General features: G+C 29.8%; 19 protein-coding genes and 1 tRNA gene. 13 read left to right on the top strand and 7 right to left on the bottom strand.

Annotated elements, in window-relative coordinates:
* The first annotated feature begins 23 nt into the window (after window positions 1-23).
* The 3 genes from ychF (at window position 24) to VY93_RS03600 (ending at window position 3,031) form a co-directional block, all read left to right on the top strand.
* Entirely contained in the window at window positions 24-1,121 is a 1,098-nt protein-coding gene (gene ychF / locus VY93_RS03610; RefSeq protein WP_020003172.1) for a redox-regulated ATPase YchF, read from the top strand.
* Window positions 1,122-1,132: 11 nt separating this feature from the next.
* A tRNA-Trp gene (locus tag VY93_RS03605) sits at window positions 1,133-1,206 on the top strand.
* Between the two features lie 100 nt (window positions 1,207-1,306).
* Complete coding sequence (locus VY93_RS03600) at window positions 1,307-3,031, top strand: MIP family Ig-specific serine endopeptidase (protein WP_020003171.1); 1,725 nt, start codon at window positions 1,307-1,309, stop codon at window positions 3,029-3,031.
* Window positions 3,032-3,068: 37 nt separating this feature from the next.
* Here VY93_RS03600 and VY93_RS03595 read toward each other — a convergent pair whose 3' ends face one another.
* The 6 genes from VY93_RS03595 to gpmI form a co-directional block, all read right to left on the bottom strand.
* Window positions 3,069-3,950: an energy-coupling factor transporter transmembrane component T family protein gene (locus VY93_RS03595; protein WP_011283797.1), complete on the bottom strand. Its 882-nt coding sequence runs from the start codon at window positions 3,948-3,950 to the stop codon at window positions 3,069-3,071.
* On the bottom strand, window positions 3,943-4,878 hold the full coding sequence (locus VY93_RS03590) for an energy-coupling factor transporter ATPase (protein ID WP_011283796.1): 936 nt from the start codon (window positions 4,876-4,878) through the stop codon (window positions 3,943-3,945). The genes VY93_RS03595 and VY93_RS03590 overlap by 8 nt, the downstream gene beginning before the upstream one ends.
* On the bottom strand, window positions 4,869-5,669 hold the full coding sequence (locus tag VY93_RS03585) for an energy-coupling factor transporter ATPase (RefSeq protein WP_020003170.1): 801 nt from the start codon (window positions 5,667-5,669) through the stop codon (window positions 4,869-4,871). Before VY93_RS03585 ends, VY93_RS03590 begins: the two co-directional genes overlap by 10 nt.
* Before the next feature lie 124 nt (window positions 5,670-5,793).
* Complete coding sequence (locus VY93_RS03580) at window positions 5,794-6,870, bottom strand: ABC transporter permease (protein ID WP_020003169.1); 1,077 nt, start codon at window positions 6,868-6,870, stop codon at window positions 5,794-5,796.
* A complete protein-coding gene (locus tag VY93_RS03575) occupies window positions 6,870-7,808 on the bottom strand; it encodes an ABC transporter ATP-binding protein (RefSeq protein WP_020003168.1) in 939 nt (312 codons plus the stop codon). Before VY93_RS03575 ends, VY93_RS03580 begins: the two co-directional genes overlap by 1 nt.
* Before the next feature lie 8 nt (window positions 7,809-7,816).
* Window positions 7,817-9,322 (bottom strand): 2,3-bisphosphoglycerate-independent phosphoglycerate mutase, encoded by a 1,506-nt coding sequence (gene gpmI / locus VY93_RS03570; RefSeq protein WP_020003167.1) that lies wholly within the window; start codon window positions 9,320-9,322, stop codon window positions 7,817-7,819.
* Window positions 9,323-9,497: 175 nt separating this feature from the next.
* Here gpmI and VY93_RS03565 point away from each other — a divergent pair, with 175 nt between their 5' ends.
* Complete coding sequence (locus VY93_RS03565) at window positions 9,498-9,803, top strand: thioredoxin family protein (protein ID WP_011283791.1); 306 nt, start codon at window positions 9,498-9,500, stop codon at window positions 9,801-9,803.
* A gap of 30 nt (window positions 9,804-9,833) precedes the next feature.
* Here the strand turns inward: VY93_RS03565 and VY93_RS03560 are convergent, their stop codons facing one another.
* The gene (locus tag VY93_RS03560) at window positions 9,834-10,826 is read right to left on the bottom strand and encodes an NAD(P)H-dependent glycerol-3-phosphate dehydrogenase (protein WP_020003166.1); all 993 of its coding nucleotides are present in this window, start codon (window positions 10,824-10,826) and stop codon (window positions 9,834-9,836) included.
* 110 nt (window positions 10,827-10,936) lie between these two features.
* On the opposite strand from VY93_RS03560, the gene VY93_RS03555 reads away from it, so the two are divergent.
* The 9 genes from VY93_RS03555 (at window position 10,937) to VY93_RS03515 (ending at window position 20,545) form a co-directional block, all read left to right on the top strand.
* Entirely contained in the window at window positions 10,937-11,896 is a 960-nt protein-coding gene (locus VY93_RS03555) for a phosphate acetyltransferase (RefSeq protein WP_020003165.1), read from the top strand.
* Complete coding sequence (locus VY93_RS03550) at window positions 11,896-13,089, top strand: acetate/propionate family kinase (protein WP_020003164.1); 1,194 nt, start codon at window positions 11,896-11,898, stop codon at window positions 13,087-13,089. Before VY93_RS03555 ends, VY93_RS03550 begins: the two co-directional genes overlap by 1 nt.
* A complete protein-coding gene (gene coaD / locus VY93_RS03545) occupies window positions 13,076-13,522 on the top strand; it encodes a pantetheine-phosphate adenylyltransferase (protein ID WP_020003163.1) in 447 nt (148 codons plus the stop codon). Before VY93_RS03550 ends, coaD begins: the two co-directional genes overlap by 14 nt.
* On the top strand, window positions 13,515-14,078 hold the full coding sequence (gene yihA, locus VY93_RS03540; protein ID WP_011283786.1) for a ribosome biogenesis GTP-binding protein YihA/YsxC: 564 nt from the start codon (window positions 13,515-13,517) through the stop codon (window positions 14,076-14,078). Before coaD ends, yihA begins: the two co-directional genes overlap by 8 nt.
* A gap of 1 nt (window position 14,079) precedes the next feature.
* Window positions 14,080-15,303: an MAG1430 family protein gene (locus VY93_RS03535; protein ID WP_020003162.1), complete on the top strand. Its 1,224-nt coding sequence runs from the start codon at window positions 14,080-14,082 to the stop codon at window positions 15,301-15,303.
* A gap of 72 nt (window positions 15,304-15,375) precedes the next feature.
* The gene (pyk, locus tag VY93_RS03530; protein ID WP_020003161.1) at window positions 15,376-16,809 is read left to right on the top strand and encodes a pyruvate kinase; all 1,434 of its coding nucleotides are present in this window, start codon (window positions 15,376-15,378) and stop codon (window positions 16,807-16,809) included.
* A complete protein-coding gene (locus tag VY93_RS03525) occupies window positions 16,809-18,482 on the top strand; it encodes a ribonuclease J (RefSeq protein WP_020003160.1) in 1,674 nt (557 codons plus the stop codon). The genes pyk and VY93_RS03525 overlap by 1 nt, the downstream gene beginning before the upstream one ends.
* A 119-nt stretch (window positions 18,483-18,601) precedes the next feature.
* Window positions 18,602-20,188, top strand: coding sequence for a hypothetical protein (locus VY93_RS03520; protein WP_233185474.1), 1,587 nt, complete (start codon window positions 18,602-18,604; stop codon window positions 20,186-20,188).
* 9 nt (window positions 20,189-20,197) lie between these two features.
* Entirely contained in the window at window positions 20,198-20,545 is a 348-nt protein-coding gene (locus VY93_RS03515) for a thioredoxin family protein (RefSeq protein WP_020003157.1), read from the top strand.
* Window positions 20,546-20,664: the final 119 nt, after the last annotated feature.

Below are 20,664 nucleotides of genomic sequence, written 5' to 3'. Positions count from 1 at the left end.
TTATTTTATATTGGAGATAATTTATGTCATTAAAAGCTGGAATTGTAGGACTACCTAATGTTGGGAAGTCTACTTTATTTAAAGCCCTAACAAAAAAACAAGTTGAATCAAGCAACTATGCTTTTACTACAATTGAACCTAATATTTCTACAGTTTCAGTTGTAGATAAAAGATTAAATGAAATAGCTAAAATTATCAAGCCAAATAAAATCGTTTATGCAACTTTTGATTTTGTCGATATTGCAGGTCTTGTTAAAGGAGCTTCTAAAGGAGAAGGTCTTGGTAATAAGTTTTTAAGCAATATTCGTGAAGTTGATGCAATTATACACGTGGTTAGATGTTTTGAAGATAAAAATATTTTGCACGTGTCAAATTCAATAGATCCAATTAGAGATAAAGAAGATATTAATTTAGAGCTTCTGCTTGCTGATTTAGAAACTGTTAATAATATTTTAAATAGAGTTGAAAAGAAAGCTAAAGCAAGAGATAAATTTGCCCTTCTAGAAAAATCTATCTCACAGAGAATTAAAAAAGCGCTAGAGGAAAATATTCCAGCAAGAGAGCTAGATTTTAGCGATGAAGAAAAAAAGATAATTAATGGTTATCATCTTTTAAGCTTTAAACCAATTTTATATGTAGCTAATGTAAAACCAGAACAACTTCAAAATATTAATAGTGATGAAATTTTTAACAAATTTAAATCATCTTTAAAAGAGTACGAAAAAGTTGTTCCAATTTGCGCGCAAATTGAATCAGAATTAATTGATTTAAGCGATGAAGAAAAATTAGAAATGCTAGCACTATACAACATCAGCGAAAGCGGAATCGAATCACTAACTAAAAAAGCTTTTTCACTTTTACAGCTTGAAACTTATTTTACTGCTGGAGTAGTTGAAGTTAGAGCTTGAGTTTATTTAAAAAATTCACTAGCACCTAAATGCGCTGGAATTATTCACAGCGACTTCGAGAAAAAATTCATTAAAGCTGAAGTAATTTCATATAAAGACTTTATTGAACATGGCGGTGAAGCTAACGCTAGAAGCGCTGGAAAATTAAGACTTGAAGGTAAAAGTTACGTAATGCAAGATGGCGATATTTGTAACTTTAAGTTTGGTAAATAATTTTTTATTTTGGGAGTTTAGTACAATGGCAGTATATCGGTCTCCAAAACCGATGATAAGGGTTCGATTCCTTTAACTCCCGCCATTATAAAGTTATGTTTATTTTATAAAGAGCATATATCTTTGTGCTTTTTGTAAAATAATAATAATAATAATAACTAACAATATTTTAAATTAAGGATTTTATGAAATTAAAATGACTAAAAAAGTTAATAGTACCAACTAGTTTGGTAACTTTAACAACAGCAATAGCTATATCTTGTGGAGCTCCCGTCGCAGATGATAAAAAAGATGGAGAAAAAAAACAAGGACAGCAAGATAATCCAAAAGCTCCTACAAATCCTAGTAGTTCGCTTGTAGATCAAAAAGCATTTGATGCTTATGTTAAAGAACACAATTCTCTTATTTATAATCCTGCCGAAAAAGGATCAGATAAAGATAATTACCCAACCAACTTTGACGCGCTAAAAGCTATCGCTGATAGATCTTTTAGCTTATATGTTGGAATGCCAAATCCGCAAGCTAGCTACGTTGGAACTATGTGACTTCTTGACTATCAAAAAGTAAGTGACACTCAATATAAAATGTTTTTTGGAACAAACTTCCACGTTGCTGCTGGAATAGTAACTGCACAAAATGTTAACGAAAACGTTGCACAAAATGATGTTGCAGCAGAAAATCGTCCAATTGGATTTACCATTAGAGCAGCAGTTGGGACTAATCCAAATGATAGAAATGCAACTACTGGAAGAAACTATTATGAAACTTCAGTTTTATCTGAAACAAATAAATTCAAAGTATTTTGACATGCACGTAACTTTGTAAAAAGATCTGAAGAATTAAATCAAGTAATTGCGCCTGATAAAGATTTATATACTGACTTTTCAGTACTTGAGTGAGACGTTGACTTTAACGATATTCAAAATAATCCAAACTTCTTTTTCAATCCTAACTTAAGAGCAGAAATATCTACAAGTACTAATGGCTCAAATACAGTTGTGCAAACTGTATCAGACGAAGTAGCTGCAAAAAGAAAAGCAAATAATGATCGCTTTATTGAAAAACTTAAAAATGCAGTAGCAGCAGTTGATAATCAAATTGCTTTAGGCAAAAAAACAACGCTATACAACCACCTTGCAGGTACTCCATTTAACTTTGACTTTTCAACATCATTAAATGTTAAAGATAAATACGAAGCAACTAATTTAATTTACAAAAGACCTACAACTCCAGAGCAACTGCAAAGTTTTGCTTCATCGCTAACTCAACAAGAAAAAGATTTCTTAGAAACTAAATATGTAGATACTCCTAGATGAGTAAATCTATATGGATTTCCATTAATTCAACAAAATGAAGGATTTGGAATTTACGCTTCAATTTGACAAGAAGCAGGTGAGCCAAATAAACTTCAAGAAAAAGGATGAGATGTATATCCTAAGTTCCAAAGCTTATTTAGATTCGATAGAACTCAACTTGGAAAAGAATCAGCAATTACTCTTCAAGATGGTAGAAAAATAATTCAAGCAAGCTTTAACAATAAAACTTTATATTTCTATGGATATCAATATAAAGTTACAACTCCAGTTGATGTCAGCGGTGGTGTATCAGGAGCGTTAGTTACTGATACACAAGGGCTTTCATTAGGAATTTTTAACTCAAAGGATAATTCATTTGTAACAGCTAGCGATAGTGAGCGTCCTGAATTAGGTGAATGAAGAATATTTAACATCTTTGTAATTCCATTTACTCAAATGGAAAAAATCGGAAGAGTTGAAGCTTATAACTTAATCGATGGAACCGATAAAACTAAGTTTCCAAACCAAACTTCTTCATATAGAGATCAACTTCGTTTAGTTTACAATTCAGGATCAACTAAATTCAAAACAGCGCTATTTCCAGAAGGTGCTTAAAAGCAAAAAATAAATAGGCAAAAGGCCTATTTTTTATTTATTTAATTATTGTTGATAAATATCAAGAAGGAAGATAACCACCAGGATTAAACATATTAACTATTACAAAGGTAAATAAAAGAAGAAGTGCAAATAAAATTACAAAATCTAGAAATTTGAATTTTAATTCACGGTATTTTGTTCTTTTACCATATGGATCATATCCTCTAGTTTCCATTGCATTTGATAGATCTTCTGCTTTAGCAAACGATGATACAAAAAGCGGAATAACAAGAGTAGTAAAGGCCGTTGTTTTTTCGTTGAAGTGCCCGTTTTTAAAGTCAATTCCTCTTGATGATTGAGCTTTCATTATTCTTTTAGCTTCATCAAGCATTGTAGGAATAAATCTAAGCGCAATAGTTATTATCATCGCGATAATATGCACTGGAACAAAGACAAATTTTAAAGGTCAAATAATATCTTCAATTGCCTTTGTAAGTAGAACTGGACGAGTTGAATTAGTTAATATAGTTGTGATTAATATCATGATATAAATTCTTCAAAAAATCGCAATTGATTTATTTAGTGAAAGAATTGATATCCCGAAATTATTTTCTTTAAATTTAGTAAATGCTAAAAATAAATCAGCGTGATATTTACTTTCGTGAACATCATTTTCTCTAATAACGTAGATATTAACTAGAAATATAATTCCAGCAATTAACGCAGGAAATCTCATAAGGCTAAGCAGCGGAATTACTTTTTTGTAAGTAAAAATGTAGACAAAAATTATAGGAATTGTAATAACTGCCATGTCAATAAAATGATGAACAAAGAAAATTAAAACAAGATATAAAATTGCTACTACAATTTTTGCTCTAGGATCAAAATTGTAAATAAAACCTTTACCTGGTAAATAACGACCAAATGAATTATTCATTACTTACCTCTTTTTTGTTTTTAGTTTCCATATAATCATTAATTCAAGAAACAAGTTCAGCTTCACTTGTAACTTTCGGAACATTAACGCCTTTAGCTCTTAATTTATTAACAAAGTTTAATAACTTAGGAGGTTGAAGATTATTTTCTTCAAGGAAGGCAATATCATTTAATGTTTCGTAAGGCTGACCGTCTTTTATTATTTTTCCATTTTTTAAAACAATAACTCTTTTAGCCCTTTCAAGCACATGATCTAAATCATGAGTTACATTTATAATTGTTTTTCCGCTTTCATGAAGGTGAGTTAAGATATCTAAAATTTCTTTAACTCCTCAAGGATCTAGCCCTGCGGTGGGCTCGTCGACTACTAAAACGTCAGGTTCCATTGCTAAGATTCCAGCTAGAGCTACTCTTCTTTTTTGTCCTCCTGATAAATCAAAAGGACTTCTTTTTAGATACTCTTCAGGTAGGCCTACTAGCTTGATATATTTTTTAGCTTTTTCTTCGGCTTCTTTAGGATCCATTCCGTATGATACCGGCCCAAAGATAATATCTTCTAAAACAGTAGCTTTAAAAAGTTGATACTCTGCAAATTGAAAAACAACACCAATTCTTTTTCTAATTTGCTTAACTTTTTTAAATTTTCTTACCTTTTTAAGCCCGATTACATCGGTTACTACTACTTCTTTTTTGGTTTTAGTAGCCTTATCAAAAACTTCGTCTTTATAAATTCATTCAACGGTTCCAGTAGTTGGCATTAGAAGCGCATTTAAATGCTCGATTAATGTTGTTTTACCGCTTCCTGTTTGGCCAATAATTCCAACATATTCACCTTGATTAACTTCAAAATCAATTCCATGCAAAGCCTGAAATTCTCATGAAGATTTTAGGTTAAATGTAAATTTAACGTCTTTAAGTTTTATTTGCATATTTGACTTATCAATTCTTCTTCTACGTATGTTGGTTCAATTCCATTTATATGTTTTGAAATCTTATAAATAAATGGAGATGCAATTTTTGCAATTTCTATTATTTTTTCTTCATTTAATATATCTTTAGGAGAACCAGCTGCTACTAATTTACCTTTAGCAAATACAAGCACTGTATCAGCTAAAATAGCTTCATCCATATCGTGAGTTATTGAAATTAAAGTTTTATCTTTATCGTCTTGAATTTGTTTGATTATTTGAATAACTTTGCTTTTTCCTTTCGGATCTAGCATTGAAGTTACTTCGTCAAAGATTATCACTTCAGGATCGAGTGCTAATACCGAAGCGATAGCTACTCTTTGTTTTTGTCCACCACTAAGATATTCAGGTTCTCTTGAAAGGTGTTTTTCCATATCAACTACTTTGGCGTATTCAACTACTTTAGTACGCATTTCATCTCTTGAAATATTTTTATTTTCAAGACCAAATGCAATATCGTCTTCAACAGTTGATCCTATGAATTGATTATCTGGATTTTGGAAAATAATTCCAATTTTTTTTCTTATTTCTTTTAAATTTTCTTTTGAGTATTGAATGCCATCAATAAAAAGCTCACCTTTTTGAGGTTTTAAAAGAGCGACTAGAATTTTAGATAAAGTTGATTTACCAGAACCATTATGTCCTAAAATAGCAACGTATTGTCCTTTTTTGATTTCAAGACTAACATTATTAATTGCTGGATTTTCATCACTAGGCCTATACCTAAAGGTAACATTATTTAGTTTAATCATAGTGGTTGTCCTACTTAAAGTATGTATGTTATATTATAACAATATTTAACTTAAATTAAAAAATGTAAAAAGCGTCATATTGACGCTTCTTTACAAAAACTAATACTTGGTAATTATACATTAGTTATTTACGTTTTGAAACTTTAAAAATAAATAAAATTGTTGCAAAAGTTGCAGCGCCCATCAATGTATAAACTAGCGAAAAAGTTGGACTTATTTCTTGGGTTGCAATTTGAAGTTGTGCGTTGTTTTTAATTCCTGAATTTATGCCACTTGTTAATTGCGATACAAAATCATTTGCCTGCTTTATTGCAGCAGTTTCATTAGGAATAACTGATTTGAAATATTCAAGCACTGACATTTGGCTGGTGGTATTGTCAGCTAAATTTTCTACCATAAATTTTAGGTTGTTATAATCTAAATGATTCATGCTTTCAGTTATAAAATCATGATTAAGCGCTACGTTTCTTAGTAGCAGTCCCGCTTGGGTTTGTGGAATTAATGAAAGCACACCAGCAAGGCCTTTTGGAAGAAATGAAATTGGAAAATATCCACCAATTAAAAATCCCCCAATAGACGAAATCATTCCATTAAGCATCATAAATATAGCGGTTGTTTTTACATATGAAAATATAAAAACAAAAAACATAGAAGATATCACGCAGCTAATTAGCGTAACGCCTAAAATACTGAAAAATATTTTAGGCTGAACTATTATTGAATTTTTAAAAGCTGCAAATAAATAAATATAAATAACACTTAATGTAAATAAAGTAATTAATATATTAAATATTAAGTTAAATACAACATATGAAAGTCTTATTGTTGTAGTTTTAGTTGGAGTTATAAAAAAATCATCTAGGGTTCTAGTTTCTTTATCGTGAACTATATTTTGCGCAAGCTGAGTTGCGGTGGTAAATGCGGTAATTGAAATAAGACCAGATATTAAAGTTGCATTAAATAAAAAGTTTGAAATATTATCGGTAAATTTTTCAGGATAAACAACTGCTTTAACGTTTCTTGGAAGATTTTCAATATTTAAGAAAGCAGTGTTAACGGTTCCTACATTGAAATTTCTTTTAACAAAAAAGAAAAATACAAATAAGGTAATCATAGGCCCTAGAAATAAGAAAAATAATTTTGCTCTATTTCTTAGAAAAAGCTTGATATTTCTTTTAAGTAAATAGTTAAATGTTTCCATTATTTACCCCCTTCTAAATGTTTTTTAGTTGAATTAATAAAAGCTTCTTCCATATCACCTTTAATTAATTCAAAGTTTTTAAGATGGTTTATATTTTTCTTGGTAAATTCAAGCGCTTTTTGATAGCTATCAAATTCAACTTTATATAAATCAGTTTTAAATTCAAAAGCTAAATTATGTTTCTTTAAAAGATAATTTATTTCAAAATCATCTTTAGGCGCTTGAATAAGAATTTTAGCTTTTGTTAGTCTTGTTTTTAAATCACTAGGAGTTCCTTCGTCGAGTTTGACTCCTTTTTTAATTACGATTGCATAATCGCAATTATCAGCTTCTTGCATGTAGTGAGTAGTTAAAATAATAGTTAAACCTTTTTCTTTTTGTAGTTGGCTTAGAATATCTCAAACTAATTTTTTTGATACAGGATCAAGTCCAGTGGTAGGTTCATCTAAAAACAAAATAGAAGGCTTATGTGCTAAAGCCCTAGCGATATCAACCCTTCTTTTTTGTCCACCAGATAAAGTGCCATATTTTTGGTTTACTAAATCTTCAAGCTTGAATTCAGAAATTATTTCACTAACAACTTCTTTTATTTTTTTACCTTTGAAATTGTTTTTATATAAAAGAAGACGCGAATATAAATTCTCATAAACTGTTAGATTGCTATCTAAAATTGAACTTTGGAAAACTATTCCGATATTGTTTCTAATTTTTGTAAAGTCACCTTTTATGTTTTCACCAAAAAGTTCAATTTCACCTGAATCTTTAGATAAAAGGCCCATGATAATATTTAAAGTCGTACTTTTACCAGCTCCATTGATTCCTAAAAATCCATAAAGCTGTTTTTTATAAACTTTAAAACTTAAATTATCTAAGGCTTTATATTTTTTAAATGTTTTAGTTAAGCTTTTAACATTTAAAACAATATCTTTATTTTGCATGTTTCTCCTTATTTATCTAAAAGTGAATTCTCATTCATTTCTTTAGGTTTTGCCATTCCCATGTAATCTAAAACAGTAGGAGCAATGTTGGCTAGTTTTCCTGGTTTTAGTTTTAAAGACTTGTCAGAAGTAACTAGCATTACAGGACTGCTGGTGTGTTTTGTTACAGGTTTGTTGTTTTCATCAAGCATAACTTCAGCGTTACCATGATCTGCTGTAATAAAAACTGTAATTTTATTTTTCTCTGCTCATTTTACAAGCCTTGATAATTGTTTATCTAAAACTTCAAGAGCTACTATTGTTGACTCTAAAACACCAGTGTGGCCTACCATGTCAGGGTTTGCATAATTTAAAATTGTTAAATCAAAATCTTTTGCGTGGCTTATTACTTGCGAGGTAATTTCTTCAGCTGACATTTGAGGAGTATCGGCATATGATTCAACTTTGAGTGAATCAACCATTATTCTTTTTGAATTTTTATATTCAACGTCAACTCCACCATCCATAAAGTATGTAACGTGAGCGTATTTTTGAGTTTCAGCAACTCTTAATTGAGTTTTGTTTGCATCTTCAAAAACTTTACCGATAGGATTATTAACAAGCATTTCCTCGTAGGCAATGTTACATTTAATTCCTTCGTATTTCATCATTGAAACAAAGTCACTTACCTTAACTAGATGCGAAGGTTGATAGTCATATAAACTTGAATTTAAAATAAGATGCGATAATTGCCTGGCTCTATCTGGACGGAAATTAAAAAATATCACTGCGTCATTGTCTTTAAGAAAGTACCTAGAATCAAGAGTAGAATTTTTAGCTGGTTCTAAAAATTCATCCGTTATATTTTGTGAATATTGCAAGTCTAAATACTCTAGTGCTGAAGAAAATTCATTGCCTGATTTCCCTAAAATAGCTTTGTAGGCTTTTTCAGTTCTATCAAACATTTTGTCTCTATCCATTGAATAAAATCTTCCAGAAATAGTTGCGATTTTATATCCATATTTATCAACTAATTCTTGAAGTTTTTCTAAAGATTCTCTAATAGATTTAGGAGCTACGTCTCTACCATCGCCAAAAACGTGAACGGCCACGTTTTCAACTCCGCTATTGTGTGCTTGTTTTAAAATTTCAAATAAATGAGCCTCTAATGAGTGCACTCCACCAGGAGAAAGTAGCCCCATTAAATGAAGGGTTGAATTATTTTCTTTAACTTTATTAAATGCGTTTAAAAAAACTTGATTTTCTTTAAACTTATCATCTTTTAAAGCTTTATTAATTAGAGATAGTCCAGTATAAACTACTCTTCCGGCACCGATATTAAGATGCCCTACTTCTGAATTACCTATCTGTCCATCAGGAAGACCTACATATTCTCCTGATGCCTGAATTAAGGTGTTTGGATATTCAGAAAACAATTTATCAAAAAAAGGAGTGTTGGCCATTTGGAAAGCATTTCCATGAATTTCACTTCTAAGACCTAGTCCATCGATTACAACTAAAATAACTTTTTTCATATTTAATTAAAAGCGTAAAATACGCATATTCTATATATTAACATAATATTAACATATTCTATATATTAAAATTTATTATATCTTTATATTTTATAATATATAAAAAATAAAAATATAAAAAATTTGGTCTTTAATTATTAAGCGCTATAATTAATAAAAATAACAAAGGAGATTTATGGTACACAACACTACAAAAAACAGCCTTCCAGAAAATTTTAATTCTGGATTAAAAGTTTTAGTATTTCATGCTTCATGATGTGGTGCATGTAAAATGCTTTCACCAGTTTTAGATAGACTAGCTCAAGAAGATAGCTACGAAGTATTTAAAGTTAATATTGACGAAGACAAAGCGTTTGCAAAAGAATTAGGAGTGAGCTCTATTCCTAGCGTATTTGTTTACAAAAATGGACAAGTAGTAGCTAACTGAGTTGGTTATCAACCATACGAAGTTATGAAAAAAAATCTTGAGGCTTTAAGATAATTAAAAAAATGCAAAATTGCATTTTTTTAATTATTCAGATTTTAATTCCCTAGTTAAAAGCTTTGAAAGCATTTTGTCGAGGTTTCTATTTTTATAAACTACGTTGTATAGCGCTTCTATAATAGGAAGCTCGATTACTTTTTTAGAAACCACATTTTCGTAGATATCTTTTAAGGCGGTTAGTCCTTCTACTGTCATTGAAGTTTCAAAGGCTTTAATTCCATTTTTTCCAAAATCATATCCGAAGTTAAAGTTGCGGCTGTATCTACTAAATGCAGTAACTATTAAATCCCCTATACCTGTAAGCCCAAGAAGCGTTTCTAGTTTTCCACCGCTATAGAGAGTGTATTTTTTCATTTCGCCAATTCCTCTAGAAATAAGAGCGGCTTTGGTATTAATTCCATAATTTTTAGCGTCTAGTATACCGTTAGCTATCGCTAAAATATTTTTAAAAATAGATCCTATTTCAGCTCCGATTACATCGGTTTGTGAATAAACTCTAAAATAAGAATTAGAAAATAAACTTTGCACGTTTTGAGCCAGCTCTAAATCACGTGATACCGAGCAAACTAAAGTAATGCAATCTTTAATTATTTCTTCAGCATGTGATGGTCCTATCAGTGAGACTACTCCTTTAATTTTAGGATTATCTTCTGTCATTTTTTCTAGCGCGCTATGAAGCGGAAGAGTAGTCCCTGGATAAAAACCTTTAGCTACATTTATAAGAATTACATCGCTATTTAAATTAGTAATTATTTGACTGTAAACTTCATTCATAAATTTTGAAGGTACTGCAAGCAGCACATAATCAGTTTTATCAAGAGCTAGTTTTAAATCACTGGTTGTATTAAACTTTGGAATTTTAGTTTGCTTTGAGAAAAACTTTAAATTCATTCCCATTGATAATTCTTTTAATTCCTTCTGATTAACACCGTAAATTATTACTTCGTGATTATTGTTAAATAAAACTTTACCGCAGGCGCTAGCCATTGCGCCTGATCCTATAATTGTAATTTTTGCCATAAAAACCTTTATTTCTACTTTAATTATATTAATATTTAATAATATTAAATAAGACTTATAAAAGTGTAAAATTTAAAAATGATCTTAACTATAAGAAATTAAGGAGCTAAATGAACTACGAACTAAATCTAAAAAGTCAAGTAGACGCTTTAAAAAGCGTTAAAAAAATTGTTTTAATCGATGGCGATGACCAAAGAGCACTTGACGCAGTTAGAGAACTTAAAGCTCAAAAAAATATTGAAGTTTTACTACTAACTGAAAAGCAAGAAAATTCTAGCGAATTTGAATTTGTAAATATTTTTGCCGACGAGGCAAAAACTAAAAAATATGTAGAGCAATATTTAGAACTTAGAAAAAATAAAGAAACCTTAGAGCAAGCTGAGAAAGCAATGGCAAGCCGTCCATTTCACGCAATGATGATGCTTCATAATAATGAAGTTGATGGAGTGGTCGGGGGACTTAAATTTACCACTGCTGATATATTAAGGGCAGCCTTTAAAGTAATAGGGCCTAAACCTGGAATTAAAACCATTTCTTCAATTATGGTTATGCATAAAGAAGAACAACAAATGGTATTTAGTGATATTTCAGTTAACGTTTCACCAAATGCTCAGCAGCTTTCTGAAATTGCAACCAATGCCGCTGAAGCTGCAGAGCTACTTGGTTTTCCTGATCCTAAAGTTGCATTCTTAAGTTTTTCTACATCAGGAAGCGCTGTTACTGAAGAAAGCAAACTAGTAAAAGAAGCAACTGATTTATTTAATGCATCATATGCTAAAACTAAAGCAATTGGAGAAGTTCAACTTGACGCTGCAATTGACTTAAGCGTTAGAAAATCAAAATACAAACAAGACTCATATGATGAGAAAGCTAATTTACTAGTATTTCCTAATTTAAGCGCTGGAAATATTGGATATAAATTAGTGCAAAGATATGGAAACTTTGGTGCAATAGGACCTATCATTGTAGGAACTAAAAAACCAGTAAATGATTTATCTAGAGGAAGCTCAGTTAATGACGTTGTAAATACCGTTTTAATTACAGCACTACAATCAGAAGGAAGCAAATAATGAAAGAAAAAATTTTAGTAATAAACGCAGGTAGTTCATCAATTAAATTTAATTTATTTGATAAAGAGTCTATGCAATCAATTGCTAGTGGACTTGCAGAAAGAATTGGTCTTTCAGAAGGTCACATTAGCATTAAATACAATGATGAATTCGATAGATACGTTGACATGAAAAATCATGAAAACGCAGTTGATGTTTTATATAAATTTATGCAAGAGATAAATTTAATAAAAGATAAAGAAGAAATTAAATACATCGGATTTAGAGTAGTTCAAGGAGCTGATTATTTTTCTTCATCAACTAAGCTAGATGCTAAAGTAGTTGAAATCATTGAAAAATGTTCAATTTATGCGCCGCTACATAACCCTGGTGCGGTTCAATCTATTAAGGCTTTTGAAAAAGTATTTCCAAAAGCTAAAATGTCAGCTGATTTTGATACAGCATTTCATACTACAATTGATAGAGTTAATTCATCATATGCAATTGATAATTCACTTGTAAAAGAATTAAAAATCAAGCGTTACGGAGCTCATGGAATTTCGCATTATTACATTACAAAAAAACTAGAAGAAATTCTTAAAAAAGACAAAGTTACTTTTGTTAATCTTCACATCGGTAATGGTGGAAGTTTATGTGCTGTTAAAGATTCAAAAAGTTTTGACACTTCAATGGGACTAACTCCTTTAGCTGGAATTATGATGGGAACTCGTAGTGGGGATATTGATCCATCAATTCACGCATTTGTTAAAGCACAAAAAAATATGTCAGTAGAAGAATTTACCGATCTACTTAACAAAAAAAGTGGACTGCTTGGAGTTTCTGAAGTATCTAGTGATATGCGTGACGTAAGAAAAGCGGCTCGTGAAGGAAATACGCAAGCTAGATTTGCTCTTGATTTATTTGCTAAAAATATAGTAGACTACATCGCTAAGTATTTCAATAGCTTAGGTGGTAAATTAGACGCGATAGTTTTCACCGCTGGTATTGGCGAAAACGATATTGCAACCAGAGAAGAAGTGGTTAATTTAATTAACTTTAGAAAAGTTAAAATTGACCCTGAAAAAAATCTTGAAAAATATTCAGATTATAAATTGATTTCAACTCCTGATAGTGAAATTAAAGTTTATGTAATTAGAACTAATGAAGAATTAGTTATTGCTAAAAATGCATTAAAACTTTATGACCAAGAATAATTTAAAAAAGGCTATCTACCCTGGAAGTTTTGATCCAATTCATAAAGGTCATATTAACATAATCGAAAAAGCCGTTAAGCTTTTTGATTATGTTTATGTTATTGTTAGCATTAATCCAGATAAAAATAATTTAACTGGAATTAAAACTAGATTTTTAAATACTAAAAAAAAACTTTCAAAATTTGAAAACGTAGAAGTTTTATTAAACGAAGATGATTTCATAGCTAATATTGCTAAAAAGCATGACTGTAATTATTTAATTAGAAGTGCTAGAAATATTAAAGATTATAGTTATGAAATAGAGCTAGCGGCTGGAAATAAATTCTTAAATAGCAATTTAGAAACTATTTTAATAATGCCTGATTATGAAAATATCAATTATTCTTCAACATTACTTAGACACGGTAAAAAGTTAAATAAAAACAGTGTTTAAATTCGTTAAATCATCAAGTGATTATACAAACTGATATTTTCATAAAAACTCTGAAATCGCATTTTGAGGAAGATCTAATGTAGGTAAGTCTTCGTTGCTAAATGCACTTACCAGCAAAGGCCTTGCTAAAGTTTCTAAAACTCCTGGAAGAACTCAACTGATTAACTTTTTTGAAAATGAATTAAATCAAGTGTATGTTGATCTTCCTGGATATGGATATGCAAAGCTTAGCAAAGATTTAAAAGATAAAATGATGGCTATGATTGAAGAATATCTTTTAAATCGAAGCAATTTAAAAATGCTTTATCTTTTAATAGATTCTAGGCTAGGATTTACTAAAATAGATTTAGAAATTCTTTCATTTCTTAAAGAAAATAATTTAAACTACTTTATTGTTTTTACTAAAATAGATAAGCTCAATACCAAAGAAAAAAATGAGCTAAATAAAAAAATTAAAACTTATCTTGAAAAGGAAAGTTTTAATTACTTAATAGTTTCAAGTGAAACTAAATATCAAATTGATAAGCTCAAAGAAAATATAAATTCAAATTTTTAAAATGAAAAAACTTAAATTTAAATATAAATTAATTTTGCTGCTTTTATCTGCTGCTGCAACTCTATCTGCGACAGTTGGCGTTTCGGTTTTGGCTTTTTCTAAAGTTCAAAATACAAAAGAAGTAAATAGAATTTATTATCAAGAACAAAATATAAATACAATTGGTGGATCAGTTGTAACTCTTGATAATTTTGTATTTAATGCAAGCGCAAGAGTTAAAAACTACTACGCTAATTCATTTTCAAATCATAGAATTTATAATAGCGCTAATTCAGGATATGATTCAACTCCAAATTATTGATCAAAATTACTGACATTTAGCAAAGCCCCTACTTTAGTAGAACTTCAAAGCAAAGACTTTACTTTAATGACTCCTGATGGAATCTTTTTAAATTACTATCTTGGAGCTTTTCAAATAAGCTTTGATTCATTTAGCGATGAATTAAATGGAACTTTATATCTGCAAGTTACTTTAACAAGTAAAACAAATCCTGCTAACGTTATTACTAAAGTTTTTGAAGCTAGTGGATTTAAAAAAGTATCAGAAGATTCTGGTGATTTAAATTTAAGAAATTTACTTAGCTTTAATTCAGTAAATTTAAACTTTACTTATTTAGATTCATTTAAAAATTTAGATGACTTTAAAGCGCAATATACAAGTGGCGCTGCAACTGAAAAACTATCAATGATTCAGAGCGCATTTAACTTTGAAACATCAACAGTAGCTAGCGTTGACTTTTTAAATTCATCATTAGTTTTTGATGATAATAACAACTTAAAATTTAATTTAAGACTAACTGCCAATGTGCCTATGGCAATTCCTACAAACTTAGATCAAAAAGTGCGCCTTGATAATATCTATTTAGATATAACAACACAAAGTTATTCTTTATTAAAAGATTATTTTGCTGCAAAAGTAGTAGGTGATAAGCTATCTTTTGCAACCGATGGTCTTGATAAATATACAATCGAAGATATTAAAAAATCATTTGATTTACTTGGCGCAAATTATGCACTATTAAATGTTAATAATCTGCCAGTAGAATATAACCTTAAATTTATTGATATTCCATTTTTAAATCCAGAAAGAAATGAATACGAATTCATTTACAATTTATATCTAAAATCAGCGCCTAGTCAATTAGTGTATACCGCTAAACTATCGCTGCCAAAAACAGCTCTAAAAGCTGAAGAAGAAAAAGCCTCAGAACCACAACAAAACTAGGCTTTTTCTTTTTGTCTAAAATAATGTAAAATTAAAAATAATTAATTGGGATAAGCTCATTATAGGAGAATAATGTATAAAGAAACCGATAAAAGAACAAAATTAGTAGCTACCATCGGACCTTCAAGTGATAATTATGAAATGTTAAAAAAATTAGTTCAAGCAGGTGTAACTTGCGTGAGAGCTAATTTTAGTCACGGATCATACGAAGAACAAAAAAATAAATTTAACTTAGCAAAACAAGTTTCAAAAGAATTAAACCTTCCTCTTTCATTAATGCTAGATACCAAAGGACCTGAAATTCGTGTTGGTAAAATGAAAGATGGTGTTCAACTTATTAAGCAAGGAACAATGCTTGATATTTTAACCACTGAAGAAGCATATAAAAACCTAGAAGGAAATTCAGAACAAATTTCAGTGTCATATGATATGTCACTTGACTTGCAAGTTAATGATTCAGTACTTTTAGATGATGGAAAACTATCAACAAAAGTTGTAAGAGTTTCAAAAGGTCTTGTACAAGTTTATGTGCAAAACAATCACAAACTTAAAACAAATAAAAGAATTAACCTTCCAGGAGTTGACTTTAGCCTTCCATTTTTAAGTCCTAAAGATGTTGAAGACGTTAAATTTGGAGTTCAAAATGGAATTAGCTATGTAGCAGCTTCTTTTGTTAACTCTGCTGAAAACGTAAAACAACTTAGAAAAGTTTTAGTAGAAAATGGCGGAGAGCACATTGAAATTATTTCTAAAATTGAATCAACTTTAGGAATTAAAAATATTGACCAAATCATCGAAGCTTCAGATGGAATAATGGTGGCTAGAGGTGACCTAGGACTTGAAGTTCCTTACTACGAAGTTCCATACTACCAAAAAATGATTATTAGAAAATGTCGTGAAGCAGGTAAACCAGTTATCGTTGCAACTCAAATGCTTGATTCAATGGAAAACTCACCTCATCCAACAAGAGCAGAAGTAACTGATGTTTATTTTGCAGTAGAACTTGGAGCAGATTCAACCATGCTTTCAGGAGAATCAGCAAATGGTGGATTTCCTCTAGAAGCTGTTCAAACCATGACAAAAATTTCTAAGCGTGCAGAAAGAGAATTCTATTCAAAAATCTACTACCCAGTGCATTTAGAAAAAATTAAAGAAAAACTAGGTTCAGATCTTCGTTCATTAATTGCATACGAAATTGCTAAAAAAACTCAAGGCAACGAATACAAATTTGCAATTGTTTTATCTAGAACTGGAAAACTTCTTAAAAAGGTAGCTAACTATCGTCCAAATACTACAATCGTAGGTATTTTAGATGATGAAAAACTAACAAATTCATTTGGTATTTATTCAAGTGTTTTCACCTCATTAGATTCAAAAGAATTATTTTCAGAAATTAAAAAAGACCATTCAAAAGCTATTTTAGCTCTAAAACCTTTTGAATATTCTAAAGGTGATAAATTCCTTGTAGTTGAAAATGATTCTATTAAAGAATATACAGTTCAATAATGGCACATATTAATTTATTTGCTTTAGGTGGACAAGACGAAAACGGAAAAAATTGTTACGTTCTTGAACACCAAGCTGATATTTTTATAATTAATGTTGGTGTTAAAATTCCAATCAACTCTACAAATGGAGTTGATGCGCTTATTCCTAACTTTGAATATCTAACACAAAGAAAAAATAGAATTCAAGGTGTTTTTATTACAAATGTTAAAAATGACAATTTTTCTGCCATACCTTGACTTGTAATGAAAATTCCTAACTTAAAAATTTATACCTCTTCATATAATAAAACGATAGTTATCAATCGTTTAAATAAATACAATATAAGTCCTAGTCAATACAAAGTTATCGCCTTTGACAAAGACTTAGAATTTAAAAATTTAAAAATTCAAGCCATTCCAGTTTCAGGATCTATTCCTGGTAATTTAGCCTTTTTATTCAAATTAGAATTTGGAAGCTTTTTATTTATGTTTAATTACGTAGAAGGTGATTTAAAATACTTTGGTAATTTAAACTACAAAAATCTTTTAGCTAAATTAGATAACAAGCCTTTAGTAGGGCTAATTACAAACGCCGGGCAAAGCAATTATCCAGCTACTGCTATGTCGCGGCTAAATCTTCCTGATTACATTGAAAATGTTTTCAAAGAATCAATTGATTCAAACTATCAAATCGTAGTTGGTTCATACGATGAAGAAATGGTTAATTTAGACCAAATAATTAACCTTTGCAAAAAGTACAATAAAAAAATTGTAATCTACGGAAGAACGTATGCTAATCTGCTTAACCTTTTATCTAAAACCAATTTAGAATTTGGAAGCTTTCTTCCTGAAATTTTAGATCACAAAACTATTAAAAAACACAAAGACTGCGTTATTTTATTTACTGGGAAGTTAACTAGGCTATATAAAAGGTTCCAAAGAGTTTTAGATAATGAAGATGCTTATCTAAAACTAAAAAGTGATCATAGAGTAATTATGATGGCTCCGCCAATTAATGGAACTGAGTCATTATATGCATCGCTTCTGGATCAAATTGCAAAAGTTACTCCATATATTTGAGATGTATCTGATTTAGAGCTTTTTAGATCCAATCCTACAAAAGAAGATTTATCAAATCTTCTACTTGCGCTGCGCCCAAAATATTTCCTACCAGTAGCAGGTCTATATCGTTATTTAATTGACTCAAGTAACTATTTAAAAGACTCAGCAAAACAAAATAAATTTAATTTTGACTCGCTAGTTCTTCAAAACGGAGCAATTGCTCGTTTTGAAGATGACAAATTAATTAATAGTAATGCTAAAATTAAAGAAATAGGCGAAACTATTATTGATGGTTTTGGTGTTGGTGATATATCAAGCGAAATAGTATCTGAAAGAGAAACTCTTGGTAGAGAAGGCGCAATTATTATTAACGTTTTATATTCATCTAAACCTAATAAACCAAAAATGATTCTTGATGAAATTCAAATCGACTTTACTGGAGTAACCAGCGAAGAAAACTTTGATGATATTAAAAAGCTCATCAAAGCTACAATCGTAAAAATAATTTCTAAAGAAAAATTTAAATCAATTAAAGAATTAAACAAACGCCTTAGAAAAAGCGTTAGAAAAAAAATCTTTAAAACCACTGATAAAGATTCGGTAGTTGCTCTAAGTTTTATAAGCGTATAAATATGACAAAAACACTAAACAAGAAAGAGTTTTTTAAACTCCAAAAGTATAAGAGAATAGAAAAAGATTTTAATACAAAATCTAGTTATTCTATCTGACATTTACTTTTTTATCTTGTAGTGTTTTTTTTAAATTCAATTCTGCTAGGATTCTCGCTACTGTTTTTACTTCGTAGCGATTTTCTGCCACCAATATTTTTTGAAATTTATATTTATTCAATAAATTCATGACTTGGAAATTTAGTCTTTCCGTTGTGTCTTCTGGTTTATCTGCTACTTATGATGGTGCTACTTAATAAGCTTTTTGAAAATAAGGCGCTGTCATGATTTTCAAGTAGAGATATTAAAATACCTTGAAAAGTAGTAAGCAAGAAAATAGTTAAATTTTTATTTTATTGATTTTTTATATTAGCTCTATGTGATTATTTATATTTTCACTACATTGTTTATGAAAATTCGAGTTTATTTTTTAATCCAACTTTAGTTAGAATTCAAGAACTTTTTGCTAATGGTTGATGAAAATATTTTAATAATAGCCAAATTCCGCTAGGTGCATTTTTACATGTCGGAGTTATCTTTGATTCGCTAGGAAATGCGCTAGTAGTAGCTTCGCTTTCATGAATACTCACTTTATTTTTACTTGTTTTTTTAGGAGCTACTAGTTTTGCTGAATTAATAGTTGTAGATTTATCAAAAAATAACGCCTCTATTTTCAAAAGAGAAAATAATCTTCAAGAATATAAAGATTACTTAAGATATTCTAGCTATCATTATTCATATACAACTAGCGTTGAAAAATATTTAAACTTTTTAATGAAAGCTGCAATATATTTCAAACTTGATTATATTCACAACACTGTTGAAGATTTAGAAAAAGAAGTCTTTGAGCAGCTTAAAAAAGAAAAAATTCAAGAAATTGAAGCTGTTAAATTATTTGAACTTTCTAAAGCAGATGAAGCAAGAGCTAATTCGCTATATTTAGAAAATCAAACTTTAAAAGATCAAATTGAAAAATTAACTGTAGAAAATAGAAATTTAAGAAATCAAGAAAAACAGCTAGACTTTTTTGATGAAAATCATTCTACATGGCAAAACAATCAAACTCCTTTTGCTACTAATTTAAGATTAGCTAGGCCAAATCAAGGCTTTACTCAAGAAGTTAAAGTTACTCAAGCTGTTCCTATTCCTAAGCCGCAAGTAAAAACTCAAGTAGTTGATACTGGCCCTAAACCTAATGATGGGATATTTGCAAATTCTAAGCCAGCGCCAGTAGTTAAAAAAGCTAAAATCGAAGAATTTGACTTGGATGAATTCTTAAAACAGGAAGCTACTCAAAGCATTAAACTTGAACCAGAATTTGAAGAAGTAAGACCACTTTTTGCTCCAAAACCAGTCAAAGAAACCAAAAAAACAGTTGAAGAGCTAAATAGAGAAGCACTTGAAAAACAAGAGTTTTACAACTGATTAGAAGAAAAAAATTCAAGCAAAGTTGGTTTATTTAAACCTAGAAAGCTAGGAGATACTAGTCTTGGAATGGTTCATGAAAGCGATGGAATTTTAAGAGATGATGTAAATCCGAAAAACTTCCAGCCAAAAAACCAAAGGATGCAAACAAAACAAAAAGGTCATTATACCTATAGCGATGAAAAGCTGCAAAAAATAACCAATGAAATTGATGTAAGTGACTTTTTAGTAGATGATAATTAAGGATAAAACATGGAAATTACAAGATTAAAATGAGCTGAAGCTCAAGAATTAGTGAAAAACAATAAAGATTCAGATTTATTATTTTTAGAATTCACCACAGATTGATGTGGAGATTGCAAAATGATGAAGCCAGTAGTTACTAAACTTGCTAGTTCATTTTCAGAAGAAGACAACATTAAATTTGTAAATGTTGACGCTGAAGAAGCTCAACTTTTTAGAAATCCAGACAGCAGATGACAAGTTTTAAAAGTGCCAACACACATTCTTTTAAAGGGACAAGAAATTGTTGAAAAAGCATACGAGTATGTTCCTGGTGAAGTTCTAAAGACTTGAATTGAACAAAGAATTTCTAAATAAAAAAAATGAAAACGCCTGAAAAATAGGCGTATTACACTTAAAAAATTCACATTATTTTTAGCTAAAATTTTGTGAATTTTTTTGTTAGATTTTTTCTGCATTATTGTATAATTGATAAG

The sequence above is a fragment of the Mycoplasmopsis synoviae ATCC 25204 genome (genome assembly GCF_000969765.1).
Classification (GTDB): Bacteria; Bacillota_I; Bacilli_A; order Mycoplasmatales; family Metamycoplasmataceae; genus Mycoplasmopsis; species Mycoplasmopsis synoviae.
The sequence above is the reverse complement of the archived record's forward strand: the minus strand, read 5'-3'. Positions and strand labels throughout refer to the sequence as shown.